Source organism: Rhizobium sp. 11_C7_N12_5, assembly GCF_051811145.1.
GTDB classification, from domain to species: domain Bacteria; phylum Pseudomonadota; class Alphaproteobacteria; order Rhizobiales; family Rhizobiaceae; genus Rhizobium; species Rhizobium lusitanum.
On sequence record NZ_JBPWPY010000001.1, the window covers coordinates 2,139,239 to 2,163,194 of the forward strand.

Consider the following 23,956-nt stretch of genomic DNA (forward strand, 5'->3'; position numbering starts at 1 on the left):
GATCAGATTTCCGCCTGCGACGTCACGATGCGCGAGACCAGACCATAGGTCTTGGCTTCCTCGGCGGACAGCCAGTAGTCGCGGTCCGTATCCTTGGCGATCTTTTCGACCGGCTGACCGGTGGCTTCCGAGAAGATCCTGTTCAGGCGCTCGTTCATCTTGATGATCTCGCGCGCCTGGATCTCGATGTCGGAGGCCATGCCGCGCGTGCCGCCGGACGGTTGGTGCAGCAGGAAGCGGGTGTTCGGCAGGCAAACACGGCGCTCCTTGGGAACCGAGACATAGATCAGCGCACCGGCGGAAGCGACCCAACCCGTGCCGATCATCCAGACCTTCGGCTTGATGAACTTGATCATGTCGTGAATGGAATCGCCTGATTCGACGTGGCCGCCGGGCGAATTCACATAGATGCGGATGTCTTCGTCGCTGGCGGCGGCGAGCGCTACGAGCTGCGCGCAGGTCTTCTGCGCCAGTTCCTGCGTGATGCCGCCATAAATGAAGATCGAACGCGACTTGAAAAGATTCGCCTCCGCGTCCTTGCCCAAGGGCAGCTCCGTCTTCTTGTCTTCCTGTTCGTCTTCGTCGTTCATTCAACTCTCCAGCAGATGCGTCGTTCACCGCACATAGTGCGACTCAATCCGTAAAACAATGCCGGAAAAAGACAAGGCGGGAATAGCACCAGGGAACATGGTGTTATGGCTGCGGATTACCGAAATGTAACTTGAAAGGCTTTGAAAAGCCGACATTGGATCCTACGTCAGGTCAGCGCGATGAGGATCGCGTCCCAAATTTGCAGCAACAGATAGCCAAGGAGGCCATCATGTCGCCTGAAGAACGTCAACTGCTCACCTCTCTCTTCGACCGCGTGCGCGCCGCATCCAGCGCTCAACGCGACGCCGATGCGGAGACCTTCATCAACCAGTCGGTTCGCGACCAGCCCTACGCGCCGTATTTCCTGGCGCAGGCCGTTATCATGCAGGAACAGGGCATGAAGGCTGCCGCCGATCGCATCCAGCAGCTCGAAGCGCGCGTGCACGAGCTCGAGCAGCAGGGGGCCGACAGCCATCCGCAGGGTCAGAGCGGCGGTTTCCTCGGCGGGCTCGGTTCCCTCTTCGGCGGTGGCCAGCCGCCGCGCGCGCCGGCGCCTCAGGCCGGATATCCGCAACAGCAGGGTCGTCTCTATGATGATTATGCCCGCAACGCCCAACCGCAGCCAGGCCCATGGGGCGGCCAGCAGCCGCAGCCATCCGGCCCGTGGAGCCAGCAGGCAGCAGCCCCCTCGGCCGGCGGCAGTTTCCTGCGCGGCGCTCTCGGCACGGCAGCCGGCGTCGCCGGCGGCGTGATGCTGGCGGAATCGCTCTCCAGCCTGTTCAGCCCGCATCTGGGCGGCACTGGCGGCGGTCTCTTCGGTGGAAATTCCGGCAGCGGCCTCTTCGGAGGCACGGCGGCCAATGCAGCCGAACAGCCAGTGCAGGAAACGATCATCAACAACAACTATTTCGGCAATGACGATAATAGCGATCCGAATGATCAGAGTGCTGCCGATTACGCCCAGGACGCCGCGCAGGACGCCCAGGACGACGCCAATGACGATTCGTTCGACAATGGCGGCGACGACAGCTCGTTTGCCTGACACCAGGCTACCGTGAGCTCAAAGAAAAAGCCGCCATCAGACGGCGGCTTTTTGTTCAGCCTCGACCACGATAGGGCTGCACGCCCTGATCCGGCAGCCAAACGCCTTCCGGCGGCTTGCCGGTCTGCCAGAAGACGTCGATCGGGATGCCGCCGCGCGGATACCAGTAGGCGCCGATGCGCAACCACTTGGGGTCCAGCAGTTCCACCAGACGCTTGGCGATGTAGATCGAGCAATCCTCGTGAAATGCGCCGTGGTTACGGAAGGAATGGAGGAAGAGCTTCAACGACTTCGATTCCACCAGCCATTCGTTCGGCACGTAATCGATGACGATATGGGCGAAATCCGGCTGACCCGTCATCGGGCAAAGCGAGGTGAATTCGGGCGCCGTGAAGCGGACGACATAATCGGTGCCGGCATGGCCGGACGGCACTTTTTCGAGAACGGCCGCTTCTGGGTTCGCTGCCGTTTCTGTCTGGCTGCCGAGCATCGACAGGCCGGAAACATCGGTATTGGGCATATCAGGCCTCCTTGATCACTTTGACGCGGATGCCGTGGGCTTTCTCGCCCTCGGGCTCCACATGAATGGTTATTTCGGCGCCCGCATGGATCACCCGTATGGCGTCTTCAAGGCGGTCGCAGATGCGATGCGCGTCACGCACCGGCATGGCGGCGGGTACTACCATATGGAAATCGACAAAGGTCACGGATCCCGCCCGGCGCGTCTTCAGATCGTGCACGCCAAGCGACCCCTCGGCATTCTTGGCGATCGCATCCTTGATCGCGCTCTCCTCCTCCGGCAACACGGCCTTGTCCATCAGCCCGTCGATGGAACTGGAGATGACCATCCAGCCCTGATAGAGAATGTTGATGGCGACAAGAATGGCAAGCACGGGGTCGAAGATCGGCTGACCAGTGCCAAGCGCCAGCAGCAGGCCGATCAGCACGCCGATCGAGGTATAGACGTCGGACATGATGTGCTGCCCGTCCGCCAATAACGCCGGCGAGCGATGCGCTTTGCCCGCGCGGATCAGCGTCAAGGCCCAGACACTGTTGATGACGCCGGCGACGACGTTGATCGCAAGTCCGAGCGCCGGAGCCTGCATCGGCTGCGGATTGCCCAAATGCCCCACCGCTTCCTGCACGATCATCAGCGCCGCAACAATGATCATCGCCCCCTCGGTGACGGCGGAAAGATATTCCGCCTTGTGGTGGCCGAAGGGATGATCGTGGTCGGCCGGCTTTTGCGCGTAACGGATGACAAAGAAGGCAATCAAGGCGGCGACGACATTGACGAGGGACTCCAGGCCGTCGGACAAAAGCGCCACGGAGCCCGTCAGCCACCAGGCCAGCATCTTCAACCCCATGACGCCAAGCGACAGCGGAATGCCCCACAGGGCGAGCCGCCTGATCGTGTCGTTTCCTTGCCCGCTCATACCCTTCTCCGATGTCCGCGCGCCATGCATATGCGAATGAATTGCAAAAAACGCGCCGTTGAAATGCAAAACCGCCCGCGCGAGTTTCGCGCAGGCGGTTCATTGACGGGTTATATGATGCAGGACGCCTCATTTGTCAAAGGAGGCGGCACATTTCTCAGCACAATTCCTCCCGAGCGGGCGGTTCAAACGAAGGGCGGAGCATGGGGAGAAATCCACTTGAAACGACGCTTCGCGGCAATTGGAAGCCGATTATATGCTCGCCTGTGAAGAATCGTGCTGGTAGTTTCGCTTGTGATCGCGCACTAAGCTGTGCTTCAGCCCGATATGCGAAGGTGGACGGCATCGACCGACGAACCGCCGCTCCCTCACGAAACCATGGTTGAACATGTCTGCTCTTGACGACCCCACCGACGCCAATCTTGCGCCCTCCATCGCCGATGCTCCGGCAGGCGTATCGGATCATCTGATCGCGGCCGGCGCGTTCTCCGAGGGAGAGCGCAACGCAGTCTATCGCGCCATCGAGACCCGACGCGACGTGCGCGACCAGTTCAGGTCCGACCCGCTGCCGGAGGACCTCGTCAGGCGATTGCTGCAGGCGGCCCATTCCGCCCCTTCGGTCGGCTTCATGCAGCCGTGGAACTTCATTCTGATCCGTCAGCCGGAAACGCGCGAACGCGTCTGGCAGGCGTTCCATCAGGCAAACGAGGAAGCCTGCGCAATGTTCGAGGGCGATCGGCGCGCGCAATATCAGCGGCTGAAGCTGGAGGGCATCCGCAAGGCGCCGCTCAGCATCTGCATCACCTGCGATACCACGCGTGGCGGCCCTGTGGTGCTTGGCCGCACCCATAATCCGGCGACGGATGTCTATTCGACCGTCTGCGCCGTCCAGAATCTCTGGCTCGCCGCGCGCGCCGAAGGTGTCGGCGTCGGCTGGGTCAGCATTTTCCACGAAGAGGCCATCAAGACGATCCTGGGCATACCCGAGCACGTCAAGATCGTCGCCTGGCTGTGCGTCGGTTATGTCGACGAACTCTACGACATGCCGGAACTTTCCGTGAAGGGCTGGCGCGACCGGCTGCCGCTCGACAGGCTGATCTTCGAGGAATGCTGGCAGGATGGCGAGGAGCCCTAAGCTCCCTCACCATCACCGATAGTCCGAATATCACGATTTGAATGCCACAAACGAGATCACGTTCCCGTCCGGATCGCGCACGTGAAAATCGGTGCCGCCCCACGCCTGCTTCGCAAGCGGCTGCGCAAACTCCACGCCCTTGGCCTTGAATTCCTCGAACAGTCCCTGGACATTGGAGACCTCGATCGAAGCCAGGATCAGCGACTTCTCGCGCGCGGCGGCGGCCGCAAAAAATGGCTGATGGACGAGCCGCAAATGCAGGCAGATACCGTCACGCGAAACCGCGCCATAGAAAGGCGGTGCGCCGTGTAGGAAATCCACCAGAAAGCCCAGCCTATCCCCAAAGAAGGCCGCACTCGCGGTCACGTCCCGCACGAAGAGGATCGGAACCACATTCATCATGACAGGCGGCTCCGGCGAAGCGGTCGGCACCTTGGGCGCATCCACTGCCACGGCTTTCAGCTCGGCCCAGCTCTTGTGGCCCGCTTCGATGGCGACGATTTCCTGCGCCAGTGTCAGCGGTAACTTCATCGCCAAGACCTTGCGGTCGGTCAGCGATTTGAAGCGCTCCAGCGTTCTAACTCTTTCTCCGATGGAATAATCGCCGTCACGGTGCCAGCGCAGCAATAGCTTGGCTTGTTTGCGATAGGTATCAAGGGTCGGCATGGGCACATTCCTGCTGAGGGTTGTCAGCGGGCGGGCTTAGCCCTTTCGGCCCCAATGCCGATGTGCCCCACGGGAACGTGAAAAGACTAATTTACAACCATTGGCAAGTCAAACCGGCTCCTACAGCTATTCGGTGGATGAAAGGCTTGCAGCAAAACGATCGCGCGCATTATGCAGGCTGAGCGACAGCCGCAGCATCCACGGCAGCGCAGTCCATAGACCCGAGGTCAATCCCGCCTGCCGCAATCCGGCGGCCGTCCAAGTGTTGCATCCCATCAGTGCATTGAAATATCCCCTCGCTTCGAAGAACGCATCGTTCTCGCCGTAATTGCTGCCCGGCAGGGACACCGGTCCGCTATCAGCCTGCGCAAGGCTGTCGAGGACGAATTGCTTCAACCGCTCAAGGCCGCCGTCATCGATGCTGAGCACGGTCACCGCAGGCGCATTTTCTGGGATGGCGCCCGCCAACTCGGCATGGATGACGGACTGATCCAAGGTGAAACTCTTCAGCACCGGTTCCACCTTCAGGTCCGCCCAGGTCGGCGTCTCAGTATAGAAGCTCCGGCCGCCCCAGCCGAAAACGAGGTAGCGCAGGTTCGGATTGTCGAGATCAAGCCCCGCCGCTCGCAGAAAACCGAAGCGGGCCATGAGATCGTCGTCGACGGGGATGGCGATATCCGTATGAATGGGATTGCTGAGCACGAGGATGCGATGGGAACGTTCGGCCAGCGCAGGCTCGTCATGCCAGAGCGGCCGCGGCACGGCGATTCCGAAAGCGGCAATCGCAACAAGCGCCAGCACGGCGAGTAGAACGCGTTTGAATATTTTCGCAATCGACAACCGGAAGCCCCTACCCGACATGAGATGTCTTCAAGTGCTTGTTGGCTCTTTCAAGGCAAAAAACATCCCCATGCACTTTTTCCGAGTGCATGGGGATGTCTAAATCCGCAGCCGCCGGGCTTCGGGTCAGGCAGCCTTCGTCTTCGCGCGTCGCGCTAGATGCGCCACCACGTTCTCGATCATCCGCATGCCTGCATCGCCGCCGAGCGTCATGATCGATTCCGGATGGAACTGCACGGCCGCGATCGGTTCCTTCACATGCTCGATACCCATGATCGTGCCATCCTCGCTTTCGGCCGTGATCATGAAGTCACGCGGCAGGGTCGAAGGATCGGCAAAGATCGAATGGTAGCGGCCGACGGTGACTTCGCGGCCGAGGCCGGAGAAGACCAGGCCCGGTTCGAGCACCCGGATGCGCGAGGGCTTACCGTGCATCGGCAGTGCGAGGTGGCGCAACTCGCCGCCATAGGCTTCGGCCAGTGCCTGCAGCCCCAGGCAGACGCCGAAGATCGGCAGGTTGCGCGCCCTCGCCTTCTTGATCGTCGCCTTGCAGTCGAAATCCTTCGGATTGCCGGGTCCCGGCGACAGCACGACCAGATCGGGATCCAGCCGGTCGAAAATCTCCTCCGGCACCGGTGTGCGCACGGTCGAAACGGTCGCGCCCGTCTGGCGGAAATAGTTCGCAAGCGTATGGACAAAACTGTCCTCGTGGTCGATCAGCAGGATCTTCACGCCCTTGCCGACGGAGGCAACGTCGCGCTGCTGCTTGCCGGAATTCGCAGCCTTGGCATCACGGATCGCAGACAGCATGGCGGAGGCTTTCAATTCGGTTTCGGCTTCTTCTTCCTCGGGGATCGAGTCGTTGAGCAGCGTCGCGCCAGCCCGCACCTCGGCAATGCCGTCCTTGATGCGCACGGTGCGCAGCGTCAGGCCGGTATTCATGTCGCCGTTGAAGCCGACCATGCCGATCGCGCCACCATACCATGCACGCGGGCTCTTTTCATGGCTCTCGATGAAGCGCATGGCCCAGAGCTTCGGTGCACCGGTGACGGTGACGGCCCATGCGTGGCTGAGGAACCCGTCGAAGGCGTCCATGTCGTCGCGCAGGCGGCCCTCGATATGGTCGACCGTGTGAATGAGGCGCGAATACATCTCGATCTGCCGGCGCCCGATGACCTTGACCGAGCCCGGCTCGCAGACGCGGCTCTTGTCATTGCGGTCAACGTCGGAGCACATGGTCAGCTCGGACTCGTCCTTCTTGGAATTCAACAGCTTCAGGATCTGCTCGCTGTCGGCGATCGGATCGTCGCCGCGCTTGATCGTGCCTGAAATCGGGCAGGTCTCGATGCGGCGGCCGGAGACGCGCACGAACATCTCAGGCGATGCGCCCACCAGATATTCCTGATTGCCGAGATTGATGAAGAAGGAATAGGGCGACGGATTGATCGCCTTCAGCCGCTTGGAAATATCCGAAGGCTTGCTCTCGCAGCGCTCCATGAACTTCTGGCCGGGCACGACTTCGAAGAGATCGCCCTTGCGGAAGCTCTCCTTCGCCTTGACTACCAGCTCGGCATATTCGCCGGGGCGGTGATCGCTCTTCGGCGGGATGGCATCGGTATTGCGGAAGGGCTCGGCGGCGATCTCGCCGGACTTACCCTCGGTCGAAATGCCACCCTTGGCGAAGTCGTAACGGTCGATCCAGGCCTTGGCGGAGTAATTATCGACCACCAGGATCTCGTCCGGCAGGTAGAGCACCATGTCGCGCTGGTCGTCCGGGCGCTTGAGCTTCAGGTTGATGGCATCGAACTGGAAAGCAAGATCGTAGCCGAAGGCGCCGTAGAAGCCGATGCTGGCATCCGCCTGCGAATAGAACAGCTCCGTCACCGCGCGCAGCACGGTAAACACGGTCGGCATCTTCGAGCGTTCTTCCTCGGTAAACACCCGATCCGGCGTCTTGACAGTCAGGTCGAGCCGGCGCGGTGTCGAGGCACCAAGCGTCAGCTCGGAAACGGTCTTCAGCTTCTCGGCGATGAAGCCGAGAATGGCTTCGCCGCGCTCATTATAGGCTTCGATCCAGACGTCGCGGCCAAAGCAGGAAAGGCCAAGCGGCGGGTCGACGATGGCGGTATCCCAACGCGTGTAGCGGCCGGGATATTCGTAGTTCGACGAGAAGACCGCGCCGCGGCGCTCGTCGAGCTTGTCGATATAAGACGAAACAGCATCCGCATAAGGGGTCGGCCGACGCTGCCGGGTAACGGTGATCCCGCCCTTCGTCTCGTAGATTTCCGCACCATCATCCCGAAGGATCGTTACCATTATTCCCACTCCGTTATCGGGCCCGGATGACAGGCAGCCTTTATAACAAAAAAGCCGCCTCGAAATCTCGGGCGGCTCACTCGTGGTCTTTGAACACGATTGGTCGAGGCCGCCTCAGCGAGCCCACCACCAAACTGCAATGTTGTTCAAGGACATGTTCATGGCGTGAATTGTTAGCGTGAGATGCGGTGATGCGCAAGCCGCAATCTCAGCGAATGGGCAGAAACGATTTTCCGTCTCTGCCCACCCTTCCGCTACTCTTGCGCCTGGGCCGCCTCGAAGAACTCTTCCGGTCCCTCCACTTCGATCAACTGCTTCCGCTCGATCAGCCAGAAGCGGTTGCCGATGTTGCGGACGAAGCTGCGGTCGTGGGAAACGAGCAGACAGCTTGCCTCGTTCGCCCTCAGCTCGTCCTCCAATGCCTCCTGGCCGTCGATGTCGAGATGGTTGGTCGGCTCGTCGAGCAGGTAGAAGTTGGGATTGGTCAGCCGCAGCACCAGCATGGTCAGCCTCGCCTTTTGCCCGCCGGAAAGCCTGCCGATGGCGCGGCCCTGCATGTCGATGCCCATGCCAGCGCCGGCAAGCAGTGTGCGTGCCCGTTGCTCGCCGAGTTCGAACAGCCGCGTGATCACGCCAAGCGGCGTATCGTCCTTGCTGAGATCGGACAGAGCCTGATCGGTATAGCCGAGCACCAGCGACGGTGTCACCTTGACCGCTCCCAATGTGATCTGATCAGCAATAGCCTTGCGGATCATCTCGACAAGCCGGGTCTTGCCGGCACCGTTAGGCCCGAGCAGGACGATGCGGTCCCCCTGGCAGATCCAGCGTTTGCCGGTCTTGAACAAAAGCGTTCCATCCGGCGTCTCGACGGAGGCGTCGTCAAGCGTCACCAATATCTTTGCCTGAGTGCCGCGATTGGCGAGCTTGATCGCACCGGCTGAACGCTCCTGATAGCCTGGCCGGGCTGCGTCCTCCAACCGCTCGGCTCGCGCCTTCAACTGCTTCGTCTTCGTGGTCAGCAGATCACTGCCGGAATTGACGCCGATATTGTAGAGCTTGGCCGCCTGCTTGCGCAGCTGCTGTGCCGCCTTCATGTCCTTCTGGTAGCGCCGCTCTTCCGAGGCATCGGCCTCCTCCAGCGCCGCCCGCGCCCGGCTGTATGGCAGCGCGTAGATCTGCGACTGCTCCTGACGCAGGAACAGCGTCCGGTTGCCGACGGCATCGAGGAAGGCGCGGTCGTGGCTTGCGATCAGGACGGCCACATCGCGCGGCAGAGCGTTCAGCCAGTCCTCCAGCAGCGCGATCTTGGCGAGATCGAGATGGTTGGTCGGCTCATCCAGCAACAAGACGTCCGGCTCGGTCACCCAGACGCGCGCAAGCATGGCAAGCCTTTGCCAGCCGCCGCTGAGCTGGGAGAGCGTCCTCTCCCGCATCACCACGGGCACATCAAGCGAATCGAGGGTGACATCGACCCGCCAGCTCTCGCTCGCGGCCTGTTCCGTCGGCAAGGCCTGCAGAATGGCATCGTAGAAGGAAACTTCAGCCAAATCCGCGGGCACATTCTGTTCGACATAGCCAATCCGAAGACCGCGCGAGCGGGTGATGTCGCCGGTCGTGGGCTCCAGCCTGCCCGCAAGAGAGTTGAGCAGCGTGGTTTTTCCACGTCCGTTCGCAGCGACGATCCCGATGCGATCACCGGCATCGACGGTAAGATTGAGGTTGGAAAACAAAGGCGCACCTAGGGTAACGCCAAAATTGCGGAGATTGATCAGAGTCATGGTTTCTTCCGGTCCTGATCAAGCATTCACGAATGCATCGTCAGCGGCTCCTTGCCGCCGTTCCACGCGCACGTCGTCGGCCGTATATCGGCCAATGCTCGAAAACATGTCATGACGCGGCGACACGAGCACGAAGGCGGTGCGCCACGTCTCCCAAAAGGGCAGACCAGAAGAAATGAGTGAGTTACAGCCTCTGATCAGCCCTGCAAACGCATCTGCAGGGCCTGAGTCGGACCGAACTGGCGAATATGCCAGACTATCTTGGTCATACGGTCCTCCTCTCTTTTCTCTCAATAGGTTAAAGACTGCACGCTTCCAATAACACCGAACATTGCGATTTTCAATTACACAACCTCGCGATGCCGCGGCTCAAAGGCAAAAAAAGAGGCGATGCCGAAGCATCGCCTGAGTTTGCTGCCTCGATGTGAAAGCTCAGAACCTTTGCGTCAGCGTCAGCTTGAAGGTTCTGCCGGGCTCGGAATAGTAGGCCGAAGGCTGTGTGAGGCCCGTGGACGCCACATTGAGCGAGTCGTAGTAGGTCTTGTTGAAGATGTTGTAGACACCGGCGCGCAGCGACAACCCCTTCACCTGCTCCGGCTCCCACCAACCCGTCAGATCGAAGATGCCGTAGCCGGGAGTGCGGAAATTATCGCCATCCTTCTTCGGTTCGCTGGTTGCGGTGACGAAGGTAAAGTCCGTACCCCAGACCTCGGTCGCATATCCCACAGTGAAGGCGGCCTTGGCGGGAGCGACGGAATCGATCCATTCGCCGCTGTCGGAGTCCTTGCCGTTGACATAGGCAAGAGAGCCCTTGATATGGATGCCATTGTCGAACTTCTTGTGCGCATTGACCTCGACACCGAACATCCGGACATTGGCGCGGTTGAAGTATTCGGTAATGCCAAGAGGATAGGTGCGCGTCGGATCGGCTGATGTTTCCGAGTCGATGAAGTTCTTGTACTTGTTGTAGAAGCCGCCGATATGGCCGCCGAAGTCGTCGTCGCCGAGATTGGTGCCGATTTCGATGCCGTTGCTGGTCTCCGGCTTCAGGTCCGGATTGCCGTAGCTGACATAGCCGCCGGGCACGCCGTAATTCACGTAGAGCTCGCTGACATTGGGCGCACGGAAGGCCATCGCCCATTGCGCATAGAGCTCGACATTGTCCTGCGGCTGATAGGATGCGCGCAGCTTCGGCGAGAAGCGGCTGTCGGACTGACCGGATGACAGGCCGCTATAATTGGCACTGTCGCGATAGGCATCCGTGTTCTTTGGCGAGTAGTCGTACCAGTCGAAGCGCAGACCCGGCGTCAACGAGACGTTGCTGGAGCCCAGGTCGATCTTGTCGTCGATGAAAGCACCAACACGCTTGCCGTCGACATCAGGCATGTCAGACTGATTGGTATGCAGGAATGCGCAAGTAGCGCGCCAACGGGGAAGAGCGCAGCTATCTTGGCCCGCCGAATATTGATGCACCTTGCTGAACGCAACGTCGAGACCGAAGGTGACCTTGTGATGCAGGCTGCCGGTATCGAAGGATTTCGACGCGTTGCCGTTAAAGCCGATGCTGCGGTCTTCCATTTCATTGCGGCGCCAATAGTCGCCGATGACGGACGTGTAGCGGTAGCCTTCGGCGCCCTCTTCCCGCAGCAGATTTTGCCAATAGAAGACAGCGTTGGCGGTGTCGAGAAGGGAATCGGCGCTCTCGGCGTCGTACTTGTAGTCGAGCGAAACACGGTTGCGTTCGGTATTGTCCGTCGTATCGTAGTTGCCCGGGCGGAAATTTCCGGTCAGGCTCTGCGAGTGCATCGCATCGATGGTCTTGTCTTTGTTGTAGTGCTCCGCCGTGATACCGAAGGTGCCGATGTCTGTATATTGGCGGATCTTGAAGAGGCCGCTTCTCTGATTGTAGTCGGCGGGATCCGCCTTGGTGCGCTTGGTTGAATAGCCGCCGACATCGCCATTGTTTTCAAGCTCGTGACCATGGGTGTAGCCGCCTTCGAAAAGAACGGCCGTGTTGTCGATGCGCTTGGCAACCGCAGCCGAGCCGCCGATGCTTCGGTCATCGCCATTATAGCCGAACTTGAAGACGCCGCCCCAGGTGGAACCGGGGGCTATCAGGTCTTCAGGCTCCAACGTGCGCAGCACGAAGGCGCCACCGAGAGCGCCCGAACCGGCCCGGCTGGAATCGGCGCCGCGCACGATGTCTACACTTGAAAGCGAATTGAAATCGAAGCTGTTGACACCGCCGTCCGCCCCGCGGGCGACATCGAGCATATAGGGGATCTCGATGCCGTCGACCGTCGTCAGCACACGGTCATCACCGAGGCCGCGAATGTTGACACCGCCGGTAGCGCGGTTGAAGCCGACGCCGACCTCGGTGCTGCGGCCAAGATCCTCGATGCGCGTGATCTGGTTGTCGTCGATCTGCTTTGCCGTCGTCTCTGTGGCGGTCGGGGAATCGGCAAGCACATCCTTTGCCGCCTTGCCCTTGACGACGATCGGCTTCAGGTTGGTGACGCGGTCGCTCTTGGCCGCTTCGCCCGTCGCCTCGTCGGTCTGAGTTGCTGTTTGCGCGTAAGATGTCGTTGCCAGCCCTAGAGCCAGAAACGCAGTGCATGCCAAGAGAACCGAGCGGGAGCGCCGGACAACCATAACCGTTCCTTTCGAACTGCTTCACCGGGCTGGCTGGTTGCTGCGACAGAGGCAGACAAGGGGCTGGCTGGGTTAGTTTTGCTAACAAAGCGGAAATATTCCGCCCTCTTTCTGCCGCATAAAAAACATGAGTATTATTGTCAATATATCTAGCGCCCATAATCATGAATAAAATTATCATGTTTAAAGACGAACGGAAAAAGTTGCTGAATTGCAACGAAATGGCCGCATCAAGCGTTCTACCGGCATCATCATTAGTATTGGCTGAATTATTTGATGCTGTTCCGATTCGTTTTCGTAGTCCCTGCCATGATCTTACTGGCAGCCGCCTCTCTTCCGCAGACCGGCCCGATACCGCAACAAAAACCGGATAGCGAACAAGCCCAACCATCCGCTGAACCGCCGATCCCGGCGGAGAAACCCATTGCGCCCGCGGAAAAGCTCGTCACTCCCGTGGAGAAGCCAGCAACCCCAGAGGACGAGCCGACGACCGGCGAGATGCAGGGGCCGCCTCGGCCGCCACTGACCATCGCTTCGGAATCGGACGAAGAACACAAGACATGCCTCTCCGAGCTGAGTGCCATGGGCGCCACTTTCAAGGAGATTCCACGCATTGACGACGGCAATGGCTGCGGCATCGACAAGCCGATCACGCTTTCCTCGGCTCTGCCAGGCATCGAATTCAAACCCGAGGGCAAGATGCGCTGCGAGGCGGCACTGGCGCTTGCCCATTGGGTCAAGGAAAGCGTGATTCCATCGGCTGCTGCACTGGACAATGGCAAGATCGTCACCATCAACCAGGCTTCGACCTATGTCTGCCGCCTGCGCAACAATGCCTCCACCGGCAAGATTTCCGAACATGCCCGCGGCAACGCCATCGATGTCGCCAGCTTCACCTTCGAAAACAGCAAGACCATCGGCATCGAACCGCGCCGCGAAGATCCGACATTGACGGGCGCATTCCAGCGCGCCACGAGCGCGTCGGCCTGCCTCTATTTCACGACCGTCCTCGACCCGGAAAGCGATGCCGCCCACGAAACGCACTTCCATCTCGATGTGCTCGAAAGAAACGGCGGCTTTCGATACTGCCACTAGAAGGCGGTATGGGCGACAATCCTCAGGTCGTAACCCTACCCTTGCGGCACATCGGCGTTCGAGAACCACAGATCCCTGTAGATCGCGACTGCCGTCTCATCCGGGGAGCGATCCTGCGTCAGCCAGACCGATCGGATAGACCGGGCTCCACCGACGGTTGGGACCTTGCTGCATTGCTCTGGATCCGACGCCCCGATGCAGGGAATGAACCAGGCCGGCATTAACGCCCGAGCACTGTATCCATGCTCCGTGCGGGTGATCAAAACGGCGAGACCGATCCTGTCACTGGCTTGCCACGGCACGATGATCCGGCCTTCGGGCCGCAGCGCCTGAAGCCATGATATGGGTGGCGCCACGACGCCCGCATTCACATAAATCAGATCGGCAGCCGGTAGCTCCGCAGAAGTCGCGTCGCCATGGATAACCGAAATGTCCTCGAACGATGCGAGATTTTCGCGCGTGCGGTTCGCCAACGTCTCATCGATTTCGACTGCGTGAACATGGCCGCCGGGTGTGACAAGCGTCGACAGAAGAGCAGTGTAGTAGCCTGTCCCAGTCCCGATCTGGATGACAGTCTCGCCCGGCTTAGGAGCGACAGCACCGAGAAAAGCGGCGTGGAGAAACGGCTCTCCATTGTTGATACCCTTTGACCTGTCCAGACAGACAAGCACGTTCTGGTAGAGAAAGGCGGGATCGTCGCTTGGTGTTTCGAGGTGGCGTCTGTTGACCACGATCTGCCAGGGTCCGGGACCCATGAATGCTTCGCGCCTTACGAGCCTGAAAGCCTGCTCCAGTCTTTCATCCGTCGAGTTGCTGGCCGCCGCCATCATCTTCGCGTGGAAAGCGCGTATATCGTCCAAACTGGCACGGCCATCTGCGGTCATGATCTGCCTCCGCTCTCACATAAGATGATGTCGATACGCACCAAGCCATACGCGCATTTGAATCAGCGTCAGAACTTAAAACAATCCCTCGATGTAGCCCTGATCATTGAGGAAAATCCTCTCCGCCGCCGGCGATTTCGGCAGGCCGGGCATGGTCATGATCTCGCCGGTAATGACGACGACAAAGCCGGCGCCGGCCGAAAGCCGCACTTCGCGAACCTGTACGATATGCCCCTCGGGTGCGCCGCGAACGGTCGGGTCCGTCGAGAAGGAATATTGGGTTTTGGCCATGCAAACAGGCAGGTGGCCGTAGCCCTGGTCTTCCCAGGAACGCAACTGGTCGCGCACGGCCTTGTCAGCCGTGACCTCGCCCGCGTGATAGATCTTCGACGCGACGATCTCGATCTTCTCCAGCAAGGAAAGATTATCGGGATAAAGCGGCTGGAATTTCGCCTGGCCGGATTCGGCAAGTTCCACGACCTTGTGCGCGAGATCCACAATCCCGGCCGAGCCCTCGGCCCAATGGCGGCAGAGGATCGCCTCGGCGCCGAGCCGCGCGACATAATCCTTGAGCGCCTCGACCTCGGCCTCCGTATCCGAGACGAAATGATTGATGGCCACCACGACGGGCACGCCGAACTTTCTGACATTGGCAACGTGCCGGCCAAGATTGGCGCAGCCTTTGACCAGCGCTACGACATTCTCCTTGCCGAGATCGTCCTTCTTGACGCCGCCATTCATCTTCAGCGCCCGGACAGTCGCGACAATGACGGCCGCGTCCGGCGAAAGTCCCGCCTTGCGGCACTTGATGTCGAAGAATTTCTCCGCGCCGAGATCAGCGCCGAAGCCCGCTTCCGTCACCACATAATCGGCAAGTTTCAACGCCGTGCGCGTGGCGATCACCGAATTGCAGCCATGGGCGATATTGGCAAAGGGACCGCCATGCACCAGCGCCGGGTTGTTCTCCAGCGTCTGCACGAGGTTCGGCTGCATGGCGTCCTTCAACAGCACCGCCATGGCGCCGTCAGCCTTCAGATCGCGGGCATAGACGGGCGTGCGGTCGCGACGATAGCCGATGATGATGTTGCCGAGCCGCTTTTCGAGATCCTTGAGATCCGAAGCAAGGCAGAGGATCGCCATGACCTCGGAGGCAACGGTAATGTCGAAACCGCCTTCCCGCGGAAAACCGTTTGCAACGCCCCCGAGCGAAGCGACGATGTCGCGCAAGGCCCGGTCGTTCATGTCCATCGCCCGACGCCAGGTGATGCGGCGGATGTCGATATTCTGCTCGTTGCCCCAATAGATATGGTTGTCGATCAGCGCGGCAAGGAGATTGTGGGCCGAAGTGACGGCATGGAAATCGCCGGTGAAATGCAGGTTGATGTCTTCCATCGGCACGACCTGCGCATAGCCGCCACCCGCCGCCCCGCCCTTGACGCCGAAGCAGGGGCCGAGCGACGCCTCGCGCACACAGACGACTGCCTTCTTGCCGATACGGTTCAAACCGTCGCCAAGGCCGACGGTTGTGGTGGTCTTTCCCTCGCCGGCCGGCGTCGGGTTGATGGCGGTGACGAGGATGAGCTTGCCATCCTTTTTGTCGGCTTGCGCCGCAATGAAACCGGCGCCGATCTTTGCCTTGTCGTAGCCATAGGGCGCGAGATCTTCCGCCGGGATGCCGAGCTTGGCACCAATCTCGATGATCGGCAGTTTCTTCGCAGCGCGCGCGATTTCGATATCGGATGCCACCGTTGCCATAAAACTCGCCCTCGGCCTTAATATGCAGTCATTCCCTTGTCGGGATAGCTCAATAAATATCCACTGTGAATAGCCGCGATTCGCTGTCCCACGCGAAACTAACGAGCCTTGTCGCCGAACCGAGGCGCGCTTATTGTCCGCGCGCCAATGCAGGATAGAAAAGGAAAATATATGAAGTCCCTGGAACTACTGGTCGAGCGCATCATTCTCTCCAGCCGCTGGCTTCTGGTTGTCTTCTATCTTGGGCTAGCAGCCTCACTGGCGGTCTACGCCGTATCGTTCGCCTACAAATTCTACAAGGTCGCCATCAACGTCTTCCAGTATGACGAGGCCGACATGATCCTTGCCATTCTCGGCCTGATCGACGCCGCCCTGGTGGCGAGCCTGATCGTGATGGTGATGATTTCCGGCTACGAGAATTTCGTAAGCCGTTTCGATGAAGCCGAAGACGAAGTTTCCTTCCTCGGCAAGCTCGATTCAGGCAGCCTCAAGATCAAGGTCGCCTCCTCTATCGTCGCGATTTCCTCGATCCACCTGCTGCAGATTTTCCTGAACGCCACGCAGTATGACAACGCCAAACTGATGTGGTTCACGATCATACATCTTGCCTTCGTCGTCTCGGCGCTGCTGCTTGGCTTCCTGGAACAGATCATGTCGAAAGCCAAAAGCAATAAGAACGGCTGAGACCGAACGAAGCGAACGGCTATTTGCCTGCCATCGTCGGCGCGACGGCAACCGGCGGCGGCGGCGATACGGGTGCGGCGCAATCGGCTATCGATTGCTTGTCCTTGCAATCATGCGCCAAGACGAGTTCATCGGCCGCGGCAAGCTCCGTCGTCAGCTTGAGCTTCAGCGCATCCATCTGCGGGATCAGATGGATCCCGTTTGGCTCGGTTCCGAGCATCAGATCGACAAGCGATCTGTCGACGCCCATCTTGTCCAGAAACTTGACCAGCCTCGCCTTCTGGGCCTTGTCGAGCTTGGTCGTGTCGTACTTTCCGACGAACTTGCGCCCGATCTCCCGCTTGGAGATGACCTTTCGCTTGCCGCCTACCATTTCGTATTCGGTGCGATATTGAACGCGCACCTCGCTGTACGTCGTGGTGATCTGATGCACTCCGAGCAGCGCAAAGGGGCTGTAAACGCGCTGGATGCCACCGGCGAAAAATAGTGGACAGGCCGAAAAGCAGATCGCCCCAGCGGAAAACGGCTCGCCCTTGATGGAACCATCCTTTGCCAGGGCAGCCGAGCAAATCGGTTCAGCATAGGGACAAGCGCGCGAACGCGTGCGGCCTACCGCGACCGAAAGCTTCTGCGTGCGGATGGCATAGGCCATCTCCATCGCCGCCCGCACGTCGCCACCCGGCGAATTGACCACGATCGGCAAACTCTGGCCGCCGAGCCGTTTCAGGAGTTTCTGCAGCTTCTTCGGTGAATCCGGCATGATCTGCCCTTCGGCGGAGATCCAATCCGGGCAATTATTCTCGGCGCGGCACTTGGCCATGTCGCCATGAACCAGCAAAAATTCCATCGGCTTGCCGCCGTCAGTGGCTCCGGCGAACGCGGGCGGTGGCACCAGGAGCGATAGAGCTGTCAGGAACCACAGTGCCGTTTGACGGCACCACACGGCAAACTGCGGGAAGAAGCGAAAATTCATGAGATACGCGCCTGGAAGCGATTGCTTTGGCAAGACCGATAGCAACCGCTTTTGGCCTTCGCAAGGCGCGCCTGTGTCCACTTGCGACATTTGCGCAAAGGCACCTTATTTATATGTAACCATGAAGGGCGTCTGTCGGAGACAGGGAGCCTTTGTGATCAGGCTAACCGGCATGCAATACAATGCATACTCATCATACCATATAAACACAAAATCGTACTACGATTAGCACCAGAACGGCCCGGATCAAGCCCAGATTGCCTTAGCGATCGCTTGTGGATGACCTGGAAAACAAGGGCAGACACAGCCTGAGACCAAACGACGATTCTCATCAGATCCCATCTCAGGCTCATCAATCGAAGCAGGCTGTATATCCGCGGCGCAATACGGGCAGCAGGGAAGAAAATTTCGCTTCCAAGGCCGCTTTTCGTAAAAAGTCATACAAATCCGTAGGTTGGTATATTAAAATATATGAAAATAAACTTATTTATGGTCCTGTGATATTTTTGCGTCTAGCATTCACTCATAAATTCGGTATTTGATAACGATAACACGCTGTGGGCTCCTCAACTCATATGTCCTATATCATCACCGCCGAGAGACAACTGTTGCTTTCCGCCGAGTTGGCTGCAGCCCGGACGCAGGCGGCTTTTGCGCATGCATTGGAGCGAACGAGCGCTGCCTTTGGCTTCAGCCATACGGCCTTCATGAATGCTCCGGCTCCCGAAGATTCGATGATGACGCCGCTGCTGATCGAGGGGTCGGTGCCGCTGCAGTTCATGCGTGAGTTTGATCGGCAGCAGTTGGTGCGACGCTGTCCCATGTTGCGTGTGCGCGATACTGTGATGCCGCGCTCGTGGCACTTGTTGGAAAAAGACAACGATCCGGACATGAGTTTGCCGCGCGAACTGCACGCGCTGCTGATCAACTACAACTGCCCTATGAGCATTGTCATACCCATCAACTCCCCGGACGGGCAGCATCTTGTCTTCTGGTTTATGGGCAATCGCAACAGCCTGAGCCAGAGTGAGCTCAACGAGCTCACCATGATTATGCTGCAAGCGCTTGATTCCTATAATAATCTGAGGCGCAACGACGGCTCGGTGCCGCACATGCTTTCGGCCCGTGAGCTCGAAGTGGTTCGCTGGACAGCCCAGGGCAAGACCTCGGTGGAAATCGGCCAGATCCTTTCCCTCTCCGACCATACGGTCAACGCCTATATGATGAACGCGATCAAGAAGCTTGATTGCGTCAACCGCACGCAGCTCGTTGCGAAAGCCATCCGGCTCAAGCTCATCAGCTAGCCGCTCCAATTATCCCCCGCAAGCAGATCCAGCCCTTGCCGATCTTCGATCGATGAGGGTCATCTATCCGTTACAAGCTCAGCGAAGTGCCGACGCCATGCTTAGCGGCCGCCAAGAACCGTGCGGATTTCAACCAGGCTCGAACGCACGCGCAGAATATGGAAGCCCATCGTCGCCAGATGGCTCGGCATGAATGAGCTGTCCTCAGGTCCATTGGATATGATGGCGGGCTGGATACGCAACGCTGCTTGCAACTGCGTTATTGTGCCGGTCCAAAGCGTACCGACATTGCGCTCGGCTATGACCTGTTGAAAATCTGCGCCGGCCGCGCTCAGAATGCCGTAAGTGGCGTAAAGCTGACCGTACGCGAACCAGAAGCGATCGTCCGCACGCGTGTCTAGCCAGCCGTAGCTGTGATCTGCGGCTCGCTTTGCCAATATGTCCGCCGTGCTGCCAAGGTCGTTCGCGATGTGGTCGACAAACTGCAGGAGATTGTCAGCGCGTCCGTCGAAAAGCGCCTTGCAGGTGCCAAGATCGGCATTGAAGCTGCGCAGGTTGGTAATTGCCGCGCGATAGTAGCTCGGCGTCGGTGTCTTCGGCCCGAACGGATGCAGCCCGAAATACCAACTCGACTCGTCGAACTGCAAATTGCCGCGTGCCTTCTGCAGGTCGCTGTTGATGCCGGAGGTACCACGCACGCGGCCGATCGTGTCAACCAGTTCCGCCGAAGTACGGCGAACCACAGAGTTTACGCCCCGTTGGAAGGAGGCCTTGTTGTCGAGAAAAGGCGTGTCGTCCCATGACATGCCGAAGAGCCCCAACTTGTAGAGCACCATCGAGGAGATCCAGGCATTCTGGTTGACGTTGAAATCGGTAAGATCTGCAGCAACATCGACGATTGCCGAGGTTTGGCAGGTCTTCGGCGCGCCGGCGGCGGCTTGTTGTCCGCTTGGTGCTGGAAGCTCCTGCCCGGCAGAGAGCTTGCGGTCCGAAAACTTGTAGACGTCGGGATAAGCGGGATTGAAACCTGTCCAGATCTGCGTCTGCCAGATGAAATAGATGTAGAGAAGTGCCAGCAGCGTCACGAAAGCGACGACCGGCAGCTTGATCAGCCAGTTGCGCTGCCGATACCAGCCATGTGCCGCGAGAAGCGGCCAGGTGATCCAGACGAAGACCAATCCCAGCCACCGCGCAATGGCGCCAACCATTCGCCTGAAAAGTGCTGTGATCGAGTCAAGCATGGACACGTCTCCTAAACCACACCGCGCATCACGCCGACACGCGAACGACGCACTGCACTGAATCCGCGCACCGGCCTTTCCGAAAATCCTTTTCGATTTCCGCACGATAAGGCCTTATCGCCATTCGCATTCCAGCAAATATGTGTTCCTGGGGAAAACAACAACCGTCTGCACCGATATTTCGACTCCGGACAGCAATCAATCCTGTGGTTGCGCTTCATCGGAAACGTCATTCGCATCCACCGGCACAGGCAGAAGATGAGGCTCCAATCGCCTGGTGAATACGCCGTCCGCGCGCGCCTTGCGCGCCGCCAGATCATGTCCCGCCAGCACGTTCATCTCGAAGGCCTCGATCAGCTGCGCAACCGGCGCCGAGCGCGCAACTGCGGGCAATGGAGAATCGATCTCCGACGCCAGCGCCTTCAACAGGGCGATACGCTGTTCGATATCGACCGAGAGCTTGCCCGCCATGGCGTTCACGGCAGCGATCTCGGCATTCAGAGCGCCCGCCAGCCCCTCATAAACGTCGATGAGGCGCTGGTGCGCTGTTCGACCCGACTGCAAGACCCTCTCTTTCTCCCGAAGGCTATCCTGCTCGAGGAGCAATTCACGGTAGGTCGCCTCCGGCTCGGATTGCAAATCGCGAACACGCGCTGGAGAAAGATTGCGGCGGTGATCGTTGGTCTTCACCGCCACGGCATCGGCCTGACGCCGTACTTCCTCGATGTCGAAATCAAGCCTCTGCCGCCGCTCGATCACGCCCTCCAGATGCATCTCGCAATCGTGGAAGGATTGCGACAGAGCGGGGCGAGCCTGCTTGAACAAAAGATCAAGCGTGGCCGAGGCATCCAAGACCGCGTCGAGACCGGTGATGATGGTCTCCGGCTTTACCTGACCGTGCCCCAGCCTTCTGCTCAGCAAGCCGGGCTTTTCGAGACCGGCCTTCTCGTCGTACAGCCGCCGATGCTGCAAATCTGCCTGAGCTGTTGTGAGATCCAGTTCCTTCACCAGCGACAGGCCAAGGAATTTCCAGCGGCCCAGCAACTCGACGGCCTCGCGCACCAGCGCTTCTTCTACCGGGAAATTGACGGCTTCCGCACGCCCCCCGCCCTTCGAATGGCCGGCCAGCAGGGTCACGGCTGCGTTCACGCCATTGATGGCATCGCCTAGCGTGATGCGCAGCTTGTCGATTGCGCCCTCGAAGGAATGAGGCCTGACCATGAAAGCGTCTCTCAATTGCCTTTAAGGCGAGACTAACCGCTTCCGTCGGCAAAGAAAATGCCGAACAAACCTATTGGGCCGCAGCGGGATTCTTCAGATAGGCGATCAGATTGTCGAGATCCCTTTCGTTCTTCAGACCGGGAAACGTCATCCTGGTGCCTTTGACCAGGAACTGCGGACTCGGCAGGTATTTCCGCAGCAAAGCTTCGTCCCAGACCTTGCCGCCGGCTCCGAACGCTGTCATCGCGGGCGAATATTGATAGTCCGGCACGCTGGCGACCGGACGACCGACAACGCCCATCAGCGACGGTCCGACACGGTTCTCGGGTGCGGTTGCCGTATGGCAGGCTCCGCATTTCCTGAAAACGACAGCGCCCGCAACTGCATCGCCATCGGCACTGGCCGCGGAGGCAAAGGCGAAAACGACGAATGCCAATGTCAGACAGAGCAGTTTCATCCTTCCTCCCGATCCGTCATTCCCGTCAACCGGACGATGGGCTGCTTCAGGAACGCCTGCCAGATGATGGAGAGGCATGACTACGTCACTCGCCCGATATCGCCTCTTCCCAATGATGGCGGCATAGCGAGACATATTTGTTGCCACCGCCGATCTCGATCTGTGCGCCTTCGCGCACCACTTCCCCAGCCGAATCCAGTCGCACCACCATTGTCGCCTTGCGCCCGCAATGACAAATCGTCCGCACTTCACGCAGCTCATCAGCAATGGTCAGCAACTCCTGCGAACCTGGAAATAATCTCCCGTGAAAATCCGTGCGCAACCCATAGGCCATGACAGGCAGACCCAGGCGATCGACGATATGGGCGAGCTGCCACACTTGCTCACGCGACAGGAATTGCGCTTCGTCAAGGAAGACACAAGCCAACGGTTCGTCGGCATGCATTCCTTCGACCATTGCATAGAGATCGTCCGTAGCCTCGAACGGTATGGCGTCCATCGTCAAGCCGATGCGGGACGCTATCTTGCCACGGCCCGCGCGATCATCCAGCGCCGCGATGAAGGCTGCCGTGCGCATGCCGCGTTCCTGATAATTGTAGGCGGCCTGCAGCAGCATGGTCGATTTACCGGCATTCATCGTCGAATAATGGAAATAGAGCTTGGCCATGACGTTCTCCTTGAACGCTTCATGAAAGCGCTGACGCAAGAAGGAAAGACGCCTCCGCCGAAAACCACAGGAATTAAGTAGGGATTCACGCAACAGGGCATCGACCTGTTAAACTCGACGGGAAAAATGCATGCGTCGCAATCAGCCCCTCCAAACCGGCGCAAATACACTGTGGTTGCTTGAAAATGTCAGTTATTGGTGATTGCTTGGGAACGTAGACTGGGAGTCACGCAATGATAAAAATGACCTTTACCGCATTTGCCTTCGCTTCAGCTCTCTCGGCACTGACATTCGGCGCTTCAGCCGTCTCCGCCGCCGAGGCGGCCAGCTGTAGCACCGTACATTTCGCCGACGTGGGCTGGACTGATATCACCTCCACCACGGCAACCGCCTCCATACTTCTGAAGGCGCTCGGCTACGACACCGACGTCAAGGTGCTGGCCGTGCCGGTGACCTACCAATCGTTGAAAAACAAGGATATCGACGTCTTCCTCGGCAACTGGATGCCCTCCATGGCCGAGAACATCAAGCCGTTCGCCGCGGACAAATCGGTCGAAACCGTCCGCGCTAACCTGGAAGGCGCCAAATACACGCTGGCGACGAACGAAAAGGGTGCCGCCCTCGGCATCAAGGACTTCAAGGATATCGCTGCTCACAAGGACGAACTTGACGGCAAGATCTATGGCATCGAGCCGGGTAACGACGGCAACCGCCTGGTTATCGACATGGTCGACAAGAACTCCTTCGGCCTAAAGGGCTTCGAGGTGGTCGAATCCTCCGAGCAGGGCATGCTCGCCCAGGTCTCCCGCGCCGACAAGGATGGTAAGCCGATCATCTTCCTCGGCTGGGCGCCGCATCCCATGAACACCACCTATAAGATGACCTATCTCACCGGCGGTGACGACGTCTTCGGACCGAACTTCGGCGGTGCGACCGTCTACACCAACGTTCGGGCCGGCTATCTGCAGCAATGCCCGAACGTCGGCGCCTTCGTCAAAAATCTCGTCTTCTCGCTGCCGATGGAAAACGAAATCATGGGCAAGATCCTGAACGACGGCAAGGATCCGGAAGTCGCTGCAACGGAATGGCTGAAGGCCAATCCGGCCGCAGTCACCCCCTGGCTCGCCGGCGTCACCACCAAGGACGGCGGTGACGGGCTTGCAGCGGTAAAGGCCAAGTTCGGCCTGTAACATCGGGGGGATAAGGGGCGGCTCAACCG

Annotated in this window: 21 protein-coding genes; 6 read left to right on the plus strand and 15 right to left on the minus strand. The window is 59.3% G+C overall.

Features of this window, described 5'->3' with window-relative positions:
* Positions 1 to 2: 2 nt before the first annotated feature.
* The gene (locus AB8B29_RS10545; protein WP_037194786.1) at positions 3 to 590 is read right to left on the minus strand and encodes an ATP-dependent Clp protease proteolytic subunit; all 588 of its coding nucleotides are present in this window, start codon (positions 588 to 590) and stop codon (positions 3 to 5) included.
* 230 nt (positions 591 to 820) lie between these two features.
* Between AB8B29_RS10545 and AB8B29_RS10550 the strand changes: the two genes are divergently transcribed.
* A complete protein-coding gene (locus AB8B29_RS10550) occupies positions 821 to 1,633 on the plus strand; it encodes a DUF2076 domain-containing protein (protein WP_047562962.1) in 813 nt (270 codons plus the stop codon).
* Positions 1,634 to 1,688: 55 nt separating this feature from the next.
* Here the strand turns inward: AB8B29_RS10550 and queF are convergent, their stop codons facing one another.
* Entirely contained in the window at positions 1,689 to 2,153 is a 465-nt protein-coding gene (gene queF, locus AB8B29_RS10555; protein WP_037194787.1) for a preQ(1) synthase, read from the minus strand.
* A gap of 1 nt (position 2,154) precedes the next feature.
* Positions 2,155 to 3,069, minus strand: coding sequence for a cation diffusion facilitator family transporter (locus tag AB8B29_RS10560; RefSeq protein WP_037194788.1), 915 nt, complete (start codon positions 3,067 to 3,069; stop codon positions 2,155 to 2,157).
* Positions 3,070 to 3,457: 388 nt separating this feature from the next.
* Between AB8B29_RS10560 and bluB the strand changes: the two genes are divergently transcribed.
* Complete coding sequence (gene bluB / locus AB8B29_RS10565; RefSeq protein ID WP_234903740.1) at positions 3,458 to 4,204, plus strand: 5,6-dimethylbenzimidazole synthase; 747 nt, start codon at positions 3,458 to 3,460, stop codon at positions 4,202 to 4,204.
* A gap of 30 nt (positions 4,205 to 4,234) precedes the next feature.
* On the opposite strand, the gene AB8B29_RS10570 is transcribed toward bluB, so the two are convergent.
* The 5 genes from AB8B29_RS10570 to AB8B29_RS10590 form a co-directional block, all read right to left on the minus strand.
* Complete coding sequence (locus tag AB8B29_RS10570) at positions 4,235 to 4,870, minus strand: bleomycin resistance protein (RefSeq protein WP_047638669.1); 636 nt, start codon at positions 4,868 to 4,870, stop codon at positions 4,235 to 4,237.
* Between the two features lie 126 nt (positions 4,871 to 4,996).
* On the minus strand, positions 4,997 to 5,731 hold the full coding sequence (locus AB8B29_RS10575) for a TIGR02117 family protein (protein WP_052224170.1): 735 nt from the start codon (positions 5,729 to 5,731) through the stop codon (positions 4,997 to 4,999).
* A 105-nt stretch (positions 5,732 to 5,836) separates the two neighbouring features.
* Positions 5,837 to 8,026, minus strand: a complete 2,190-nt coding sequence (locus AB8B29_RS10580; protein WP_113118498.1) for an anthranilate synthase — start codon at positions 8,024 to 8,026, stop codon at positions 5,837 to 5,839.
* A gap of 254 nt (positions 8,027 to 8,280) precedes the next feature.
* Positions 8,281 to 9,804 carry an ABC-F family ATP-binding cassette domain-containing protein gene (locus tag AB8B29_RS10585; RefSeq protein ID WP_047638671.1) on the minus strand — a complete coding sequence of 508 codons (1,524 nt, stop codon included), beginning with the start codon at positions 9,802 to 9,804 and terminating at the stop codon, positions 8,281 to 8,283.
* 432 nt (positions 9,805 to 10,236) lie between these two features.
* A complete protein-coding gene (locus AB8B29_RS10590; RefSeq protein ID WP_112440459.1) occupies positions 10,237 to 12,456 on the minus strand; it encodes a TonB-dependent hemoglobin/transferrin/lactoferrin family receptor in 2,220 nt (739 codons plus the stop codon).
* 276 nt (positions 12,457 to 12,732) lie between these two features.
* Between AB8B29_RS10590 and AB8B29_RS10595 the strand changes: the two genes are divergently transcribed.
* The gene (locus AB8B29_RS10595; RefSeq protein WP_047638673.1) at positions 12,733 to 13,551 is read left to right on the plus strand and encodes an extensin family protein; all 819 of its coding nucleotides are present in this window, start codon (positions 12,733 to 12,735) and stop codon (positions 13,549 to 13,551) included.
* A gap of 35 nt (positions 13,552 to 13,586) precedes the next feature.
* On the opposite strand, the gene AB8B29_RS10600 is transcribed toward AB8B29_RS10595, so the two are convergent.
* Positions 13,587 to 14,435: a protein-L-isoaspartate O-methyltransferase family protein gene (locus AB8B29_RS10600; protein ID WP_439006478.1), complete on the minus strand. Its 849-nt coding sequence runs from the start codon at positions 14,433 to 14,435 to the stop codon at positions 13,587 to 13,589.
* A 75-nt stretch (positions 14,436 to 14,510) separates the two neighbouring features.
* Complete coding sequence (locus AB8B29_RS10605) at positions 14,511 to 16,190, minus strand: formate--tetrahydrofolate ligase (RefSeq protein WP_047638674.1); 1,680 nt, start codon at positions 16,188 to 16,190, stop codon at positions 14,511 to 14,513.
* Positions 16,191 to 16,361: 171 nt separating this feature from the next.
* On the opposite strand from AB8B29_RS10605, the gene AB8B29_RS10610 reads away from it, so the two are divergent.
* Positions 16,362 to 16,874, plus strand: coding sequence for a TIGR00645 family protein (locus AB8B29_RS10610; protein WP_080760686.1), 513 nt, complete (start codon positions 16,362 to 16,364; stop codon positions 16,872 to 16,874).
* A 19-nt stretch (positions 16,875 to 16,893) separates the two neighbouring features.
* Here the strand turns inward: AB8B29_RS10610 and AB8B29_RS10615 are convergent, their stop codons facing one another.
* Positions 16,894 to 17,847: a hypothetical protein gene (locus AB8B29_RS10615; RefSeq protein WP_047638675.1), complete on the minus strand. Its 954-nt coding sequence runs from the start codon at positions 17,845 to 17,847 to the stop codon at positions 16,894 to 16,896.
* 575 nt (positions 17,848 to 18,422) lie between these two features.
* Here AB8B29_RS10615 and AB8B29_RS10620 point away from each other — a divergent pair.
* A complete protein-coding gene (locus AB8B29_RS10620) occupies positions 18,423 to 19,151 on the plus strand; it encodes a helix-turn-helix transcriptional regulator (RefSeq protein ID WP_037194803.1) in 729 nt (242 codons plus the stop codon).
* Positions 19,152 to 19,252: 101 nt separating this feature from the next.
* Here AB8B29_RS10620 and AB8B29_RS10625 read toward each other — a convergent pair whose 3' ends face one another.
* The 4 genes from AB8B29_RS10625 to AB8B29_RS10640 all read right to left on the minus strand — a co-directional run bounded on the left by AB8B29_RS10625 (position 19,253) and on the right by AB8B29_RS10640 (position 22,737).
* Positions 19,253 to 20,392, minus strand: coding sequence for a DUF2333 family protein (locus tag AB8B29_RS10625; RefSeq protein ID WP_037194806.1), 1,140 nt, complete (start codon positions 20,390 to 20,392; stop codon positions 19,253 to 19,255).
* Between the two features lie 198 nt (positions 20,393 to 20,590).
* Entirely contained in the window at positions 20,591 to 21,613 is a 1,023-nt protein-coding gene (locus AB8B29_RS10630; protein ID WP_047638676.1) for a hypothetical protein, read from the minus strand.
* Between the two features lie 70 nt (positions 21,614 to 21,683).
* Positions 21,684 to 22,070 (minus strand): c-type cytochrome, encoded by a 387-nt coding sequence (locus tag AB8B29_RS10635; RefSeq protein WP_047638677.1) that lies wholly within the window; start codon positions 22,068 to 22,070, stop codon positions 21,684 to 21,686.
* 85 nt (positions 22,071 to 22,155) lie between these two features.
* Entirely contained in the window at positions 22,156 to 22,737 is a 582-nt protein-coding gene (locus AB8B29_RS10640; RefSeq protein ID WP_047562958.1) for a thymidine kinase, read from the minus strand.
* A gap of 233 nt (positions 22,738 to 22,970) precedes the next feature.
* Between AB8B29_RS10640 and AB8B29_RS10645 the strand changes: the two genes are divergently transcribed.
* On the plus strand, positions 22,971 to 23,927 hold the full coding sequence (locus tag AB8B29_RS10645; RefSeq protein WP_037194815.1) for a choline ABC transporter substrate-binding protein: 957 nt from the start codon (positions 22,971 to 22,973) through the stop codon (positions 23,925 to 23,927).
* Positions 23,928 to 23,956: the final 29 nt, after the last annotated feature.

Bases quoted from the DNA above. Each gene is read 5' to 3' on its own strand.
- AB8B29_RS10575 (WP_052224170.1), bottom strand. From the start codon at position 5,731: ATGTCGGGTAGGGGCTTCCGGTTGTCGATTGCGAAAATATTCAAACGC.
- AB8B29_RS10640 (WP_047562958.1), bottom strand. From the start codon at position 22,737: ATGGCCAAGCTCTATTTCCATTATTCGACGATGAATGCCGGTAAATCG.
- AB8B29_RS10580 (WP_113118498.1), bottom strand. From the start codon at position 8,026: ATGGTAACGATCCTTCGGGATGATGGTGCGGAAATCTACGAGACGAAG.
- AB8B29_RS10620 (WP_037194803.1), top strand. From the start codon at position 18,423: ATGTCCTATATCATCACCGCCGAGAGACAACTGTTGCTTTCCGCCGAG.
- AB8B29_RS10585 (WP_047638671.1), bottom strand. From the start codon at position 9,804: ATGACTCTGATCAATCTCCGCAATTTTGGCGTTACCCTAGGTGCGCCT.
- AB8B29_RS10600 (WP_439006478.1), bottom strand. From the start codon at position 14,435: ATGACCGCAGATGGCCGTGCCAGTTTGGACGATATACGCGCTTTCCAC.
- AB8B29_RS10550 (WP_047562962.1), top strand. From the start codon at position 821: ATGTCGCCTGAAGAACGTCAACTGCTCACCTCTCTCTTCGACCGCGTG.
- AB8B29_RS10610 (WP_080760686.1), top strand. From the start codon at position 16,362: ATGAAGTCCCTGGAACTACTGGTCGAGCGCATCATTCTCTCCAGCCGC.
- AB8B29_RS10645 (WP_037194815.1), top strand. From the start codon at position 22,971: ATGATAAAAATGACCTTTACCGCATTTGCCTTCGCTTCAGCTCTCTCG.
- AB8B29_RS10595 (WP_047638673.1), top strand. From the start codon at position 12,733: ATGCTGTTCCGATTCGTTTTCGTAGTCCCTGCCATGATCTTACTGGCA.
- bluB (WP_234903740.1), top strand. From the start codon at position 3,458: ATGTCTGCTCTTGACGACCCCACCGACGCCAATCTTGCGCCCTCCATC.
- AB8B29_RS10605 (WP_047638674.1), bottom strand. From the start codon at position 16,190: ATGGCAACGGTGGCATCCGATATCGAAATCGCGCGCGCTGCGAAGAAA.
- AB8B29_RS10570 (WP_047638669.1), bottom strand. From the start codon at position 4,870: ATGCCGACCCTTGATACCTATCGCAAACAAGCCAAGCTATTGCTGCGC.
- AB8B29_RS10545 (WP_037194786.1), bottom strand. From the start codon at position 590: ATGAACGACGAAGACGAACAGGAAGACAAGAAGACGGAGCTGCCCTTG.
- AB8B29_RS10590 (WP_112440459.1), bottom strand. From the start codon at position 12,456: ATGGTTGTCCGGCGCTCCCGCTCGGTTCTCTTGGCATGCACTGCGTTT.
- AB8B29_RS10615 (WP_047638675.1), bottom strand. From the start codon at position 17,847: ATGAATTTTCGCTTCTTCCCGCAGTTTGCCGTGTGGTGCCGTCAAACG.
- queF (WP_037194787.1), bottom strand. From the start codon at position 2,153: ATGCCCAATACCGATGTTTCCGGCCTGTCGATGCTCGGCAGCCAGACA.
- AB8B29_RS10635 (WP_047638677.1), bottom strand. From the start codon at position 22,070: ATGAAACTGCTCTGTCTGACATTGGCATTCGTCGTTTTCGCCTTTGCC.
- AB8B29_RS10630 (WP_047638676.1), bottom strand. From the start codon at position 21,613: ATGGTCAGGCCTCATTCCTTCGAGGGCGCAATCGACAAGCTGCGCATC.
- AB8B29_RS10625 (WP_037194806.1), bottom strand. From the start codon at position 20,392: ATGCTTGACTCGATCACAGCACTTTTCAGGCGAATGGTTGGCGCCATT.
- AB8B29_RS10560 (WP_037194788.1), bottom strand. From the start codon at position 3,069: ATGAGCGGGCAAGGAAACGACACGATCAGGCGGCTCGCCCTGTGGGGC.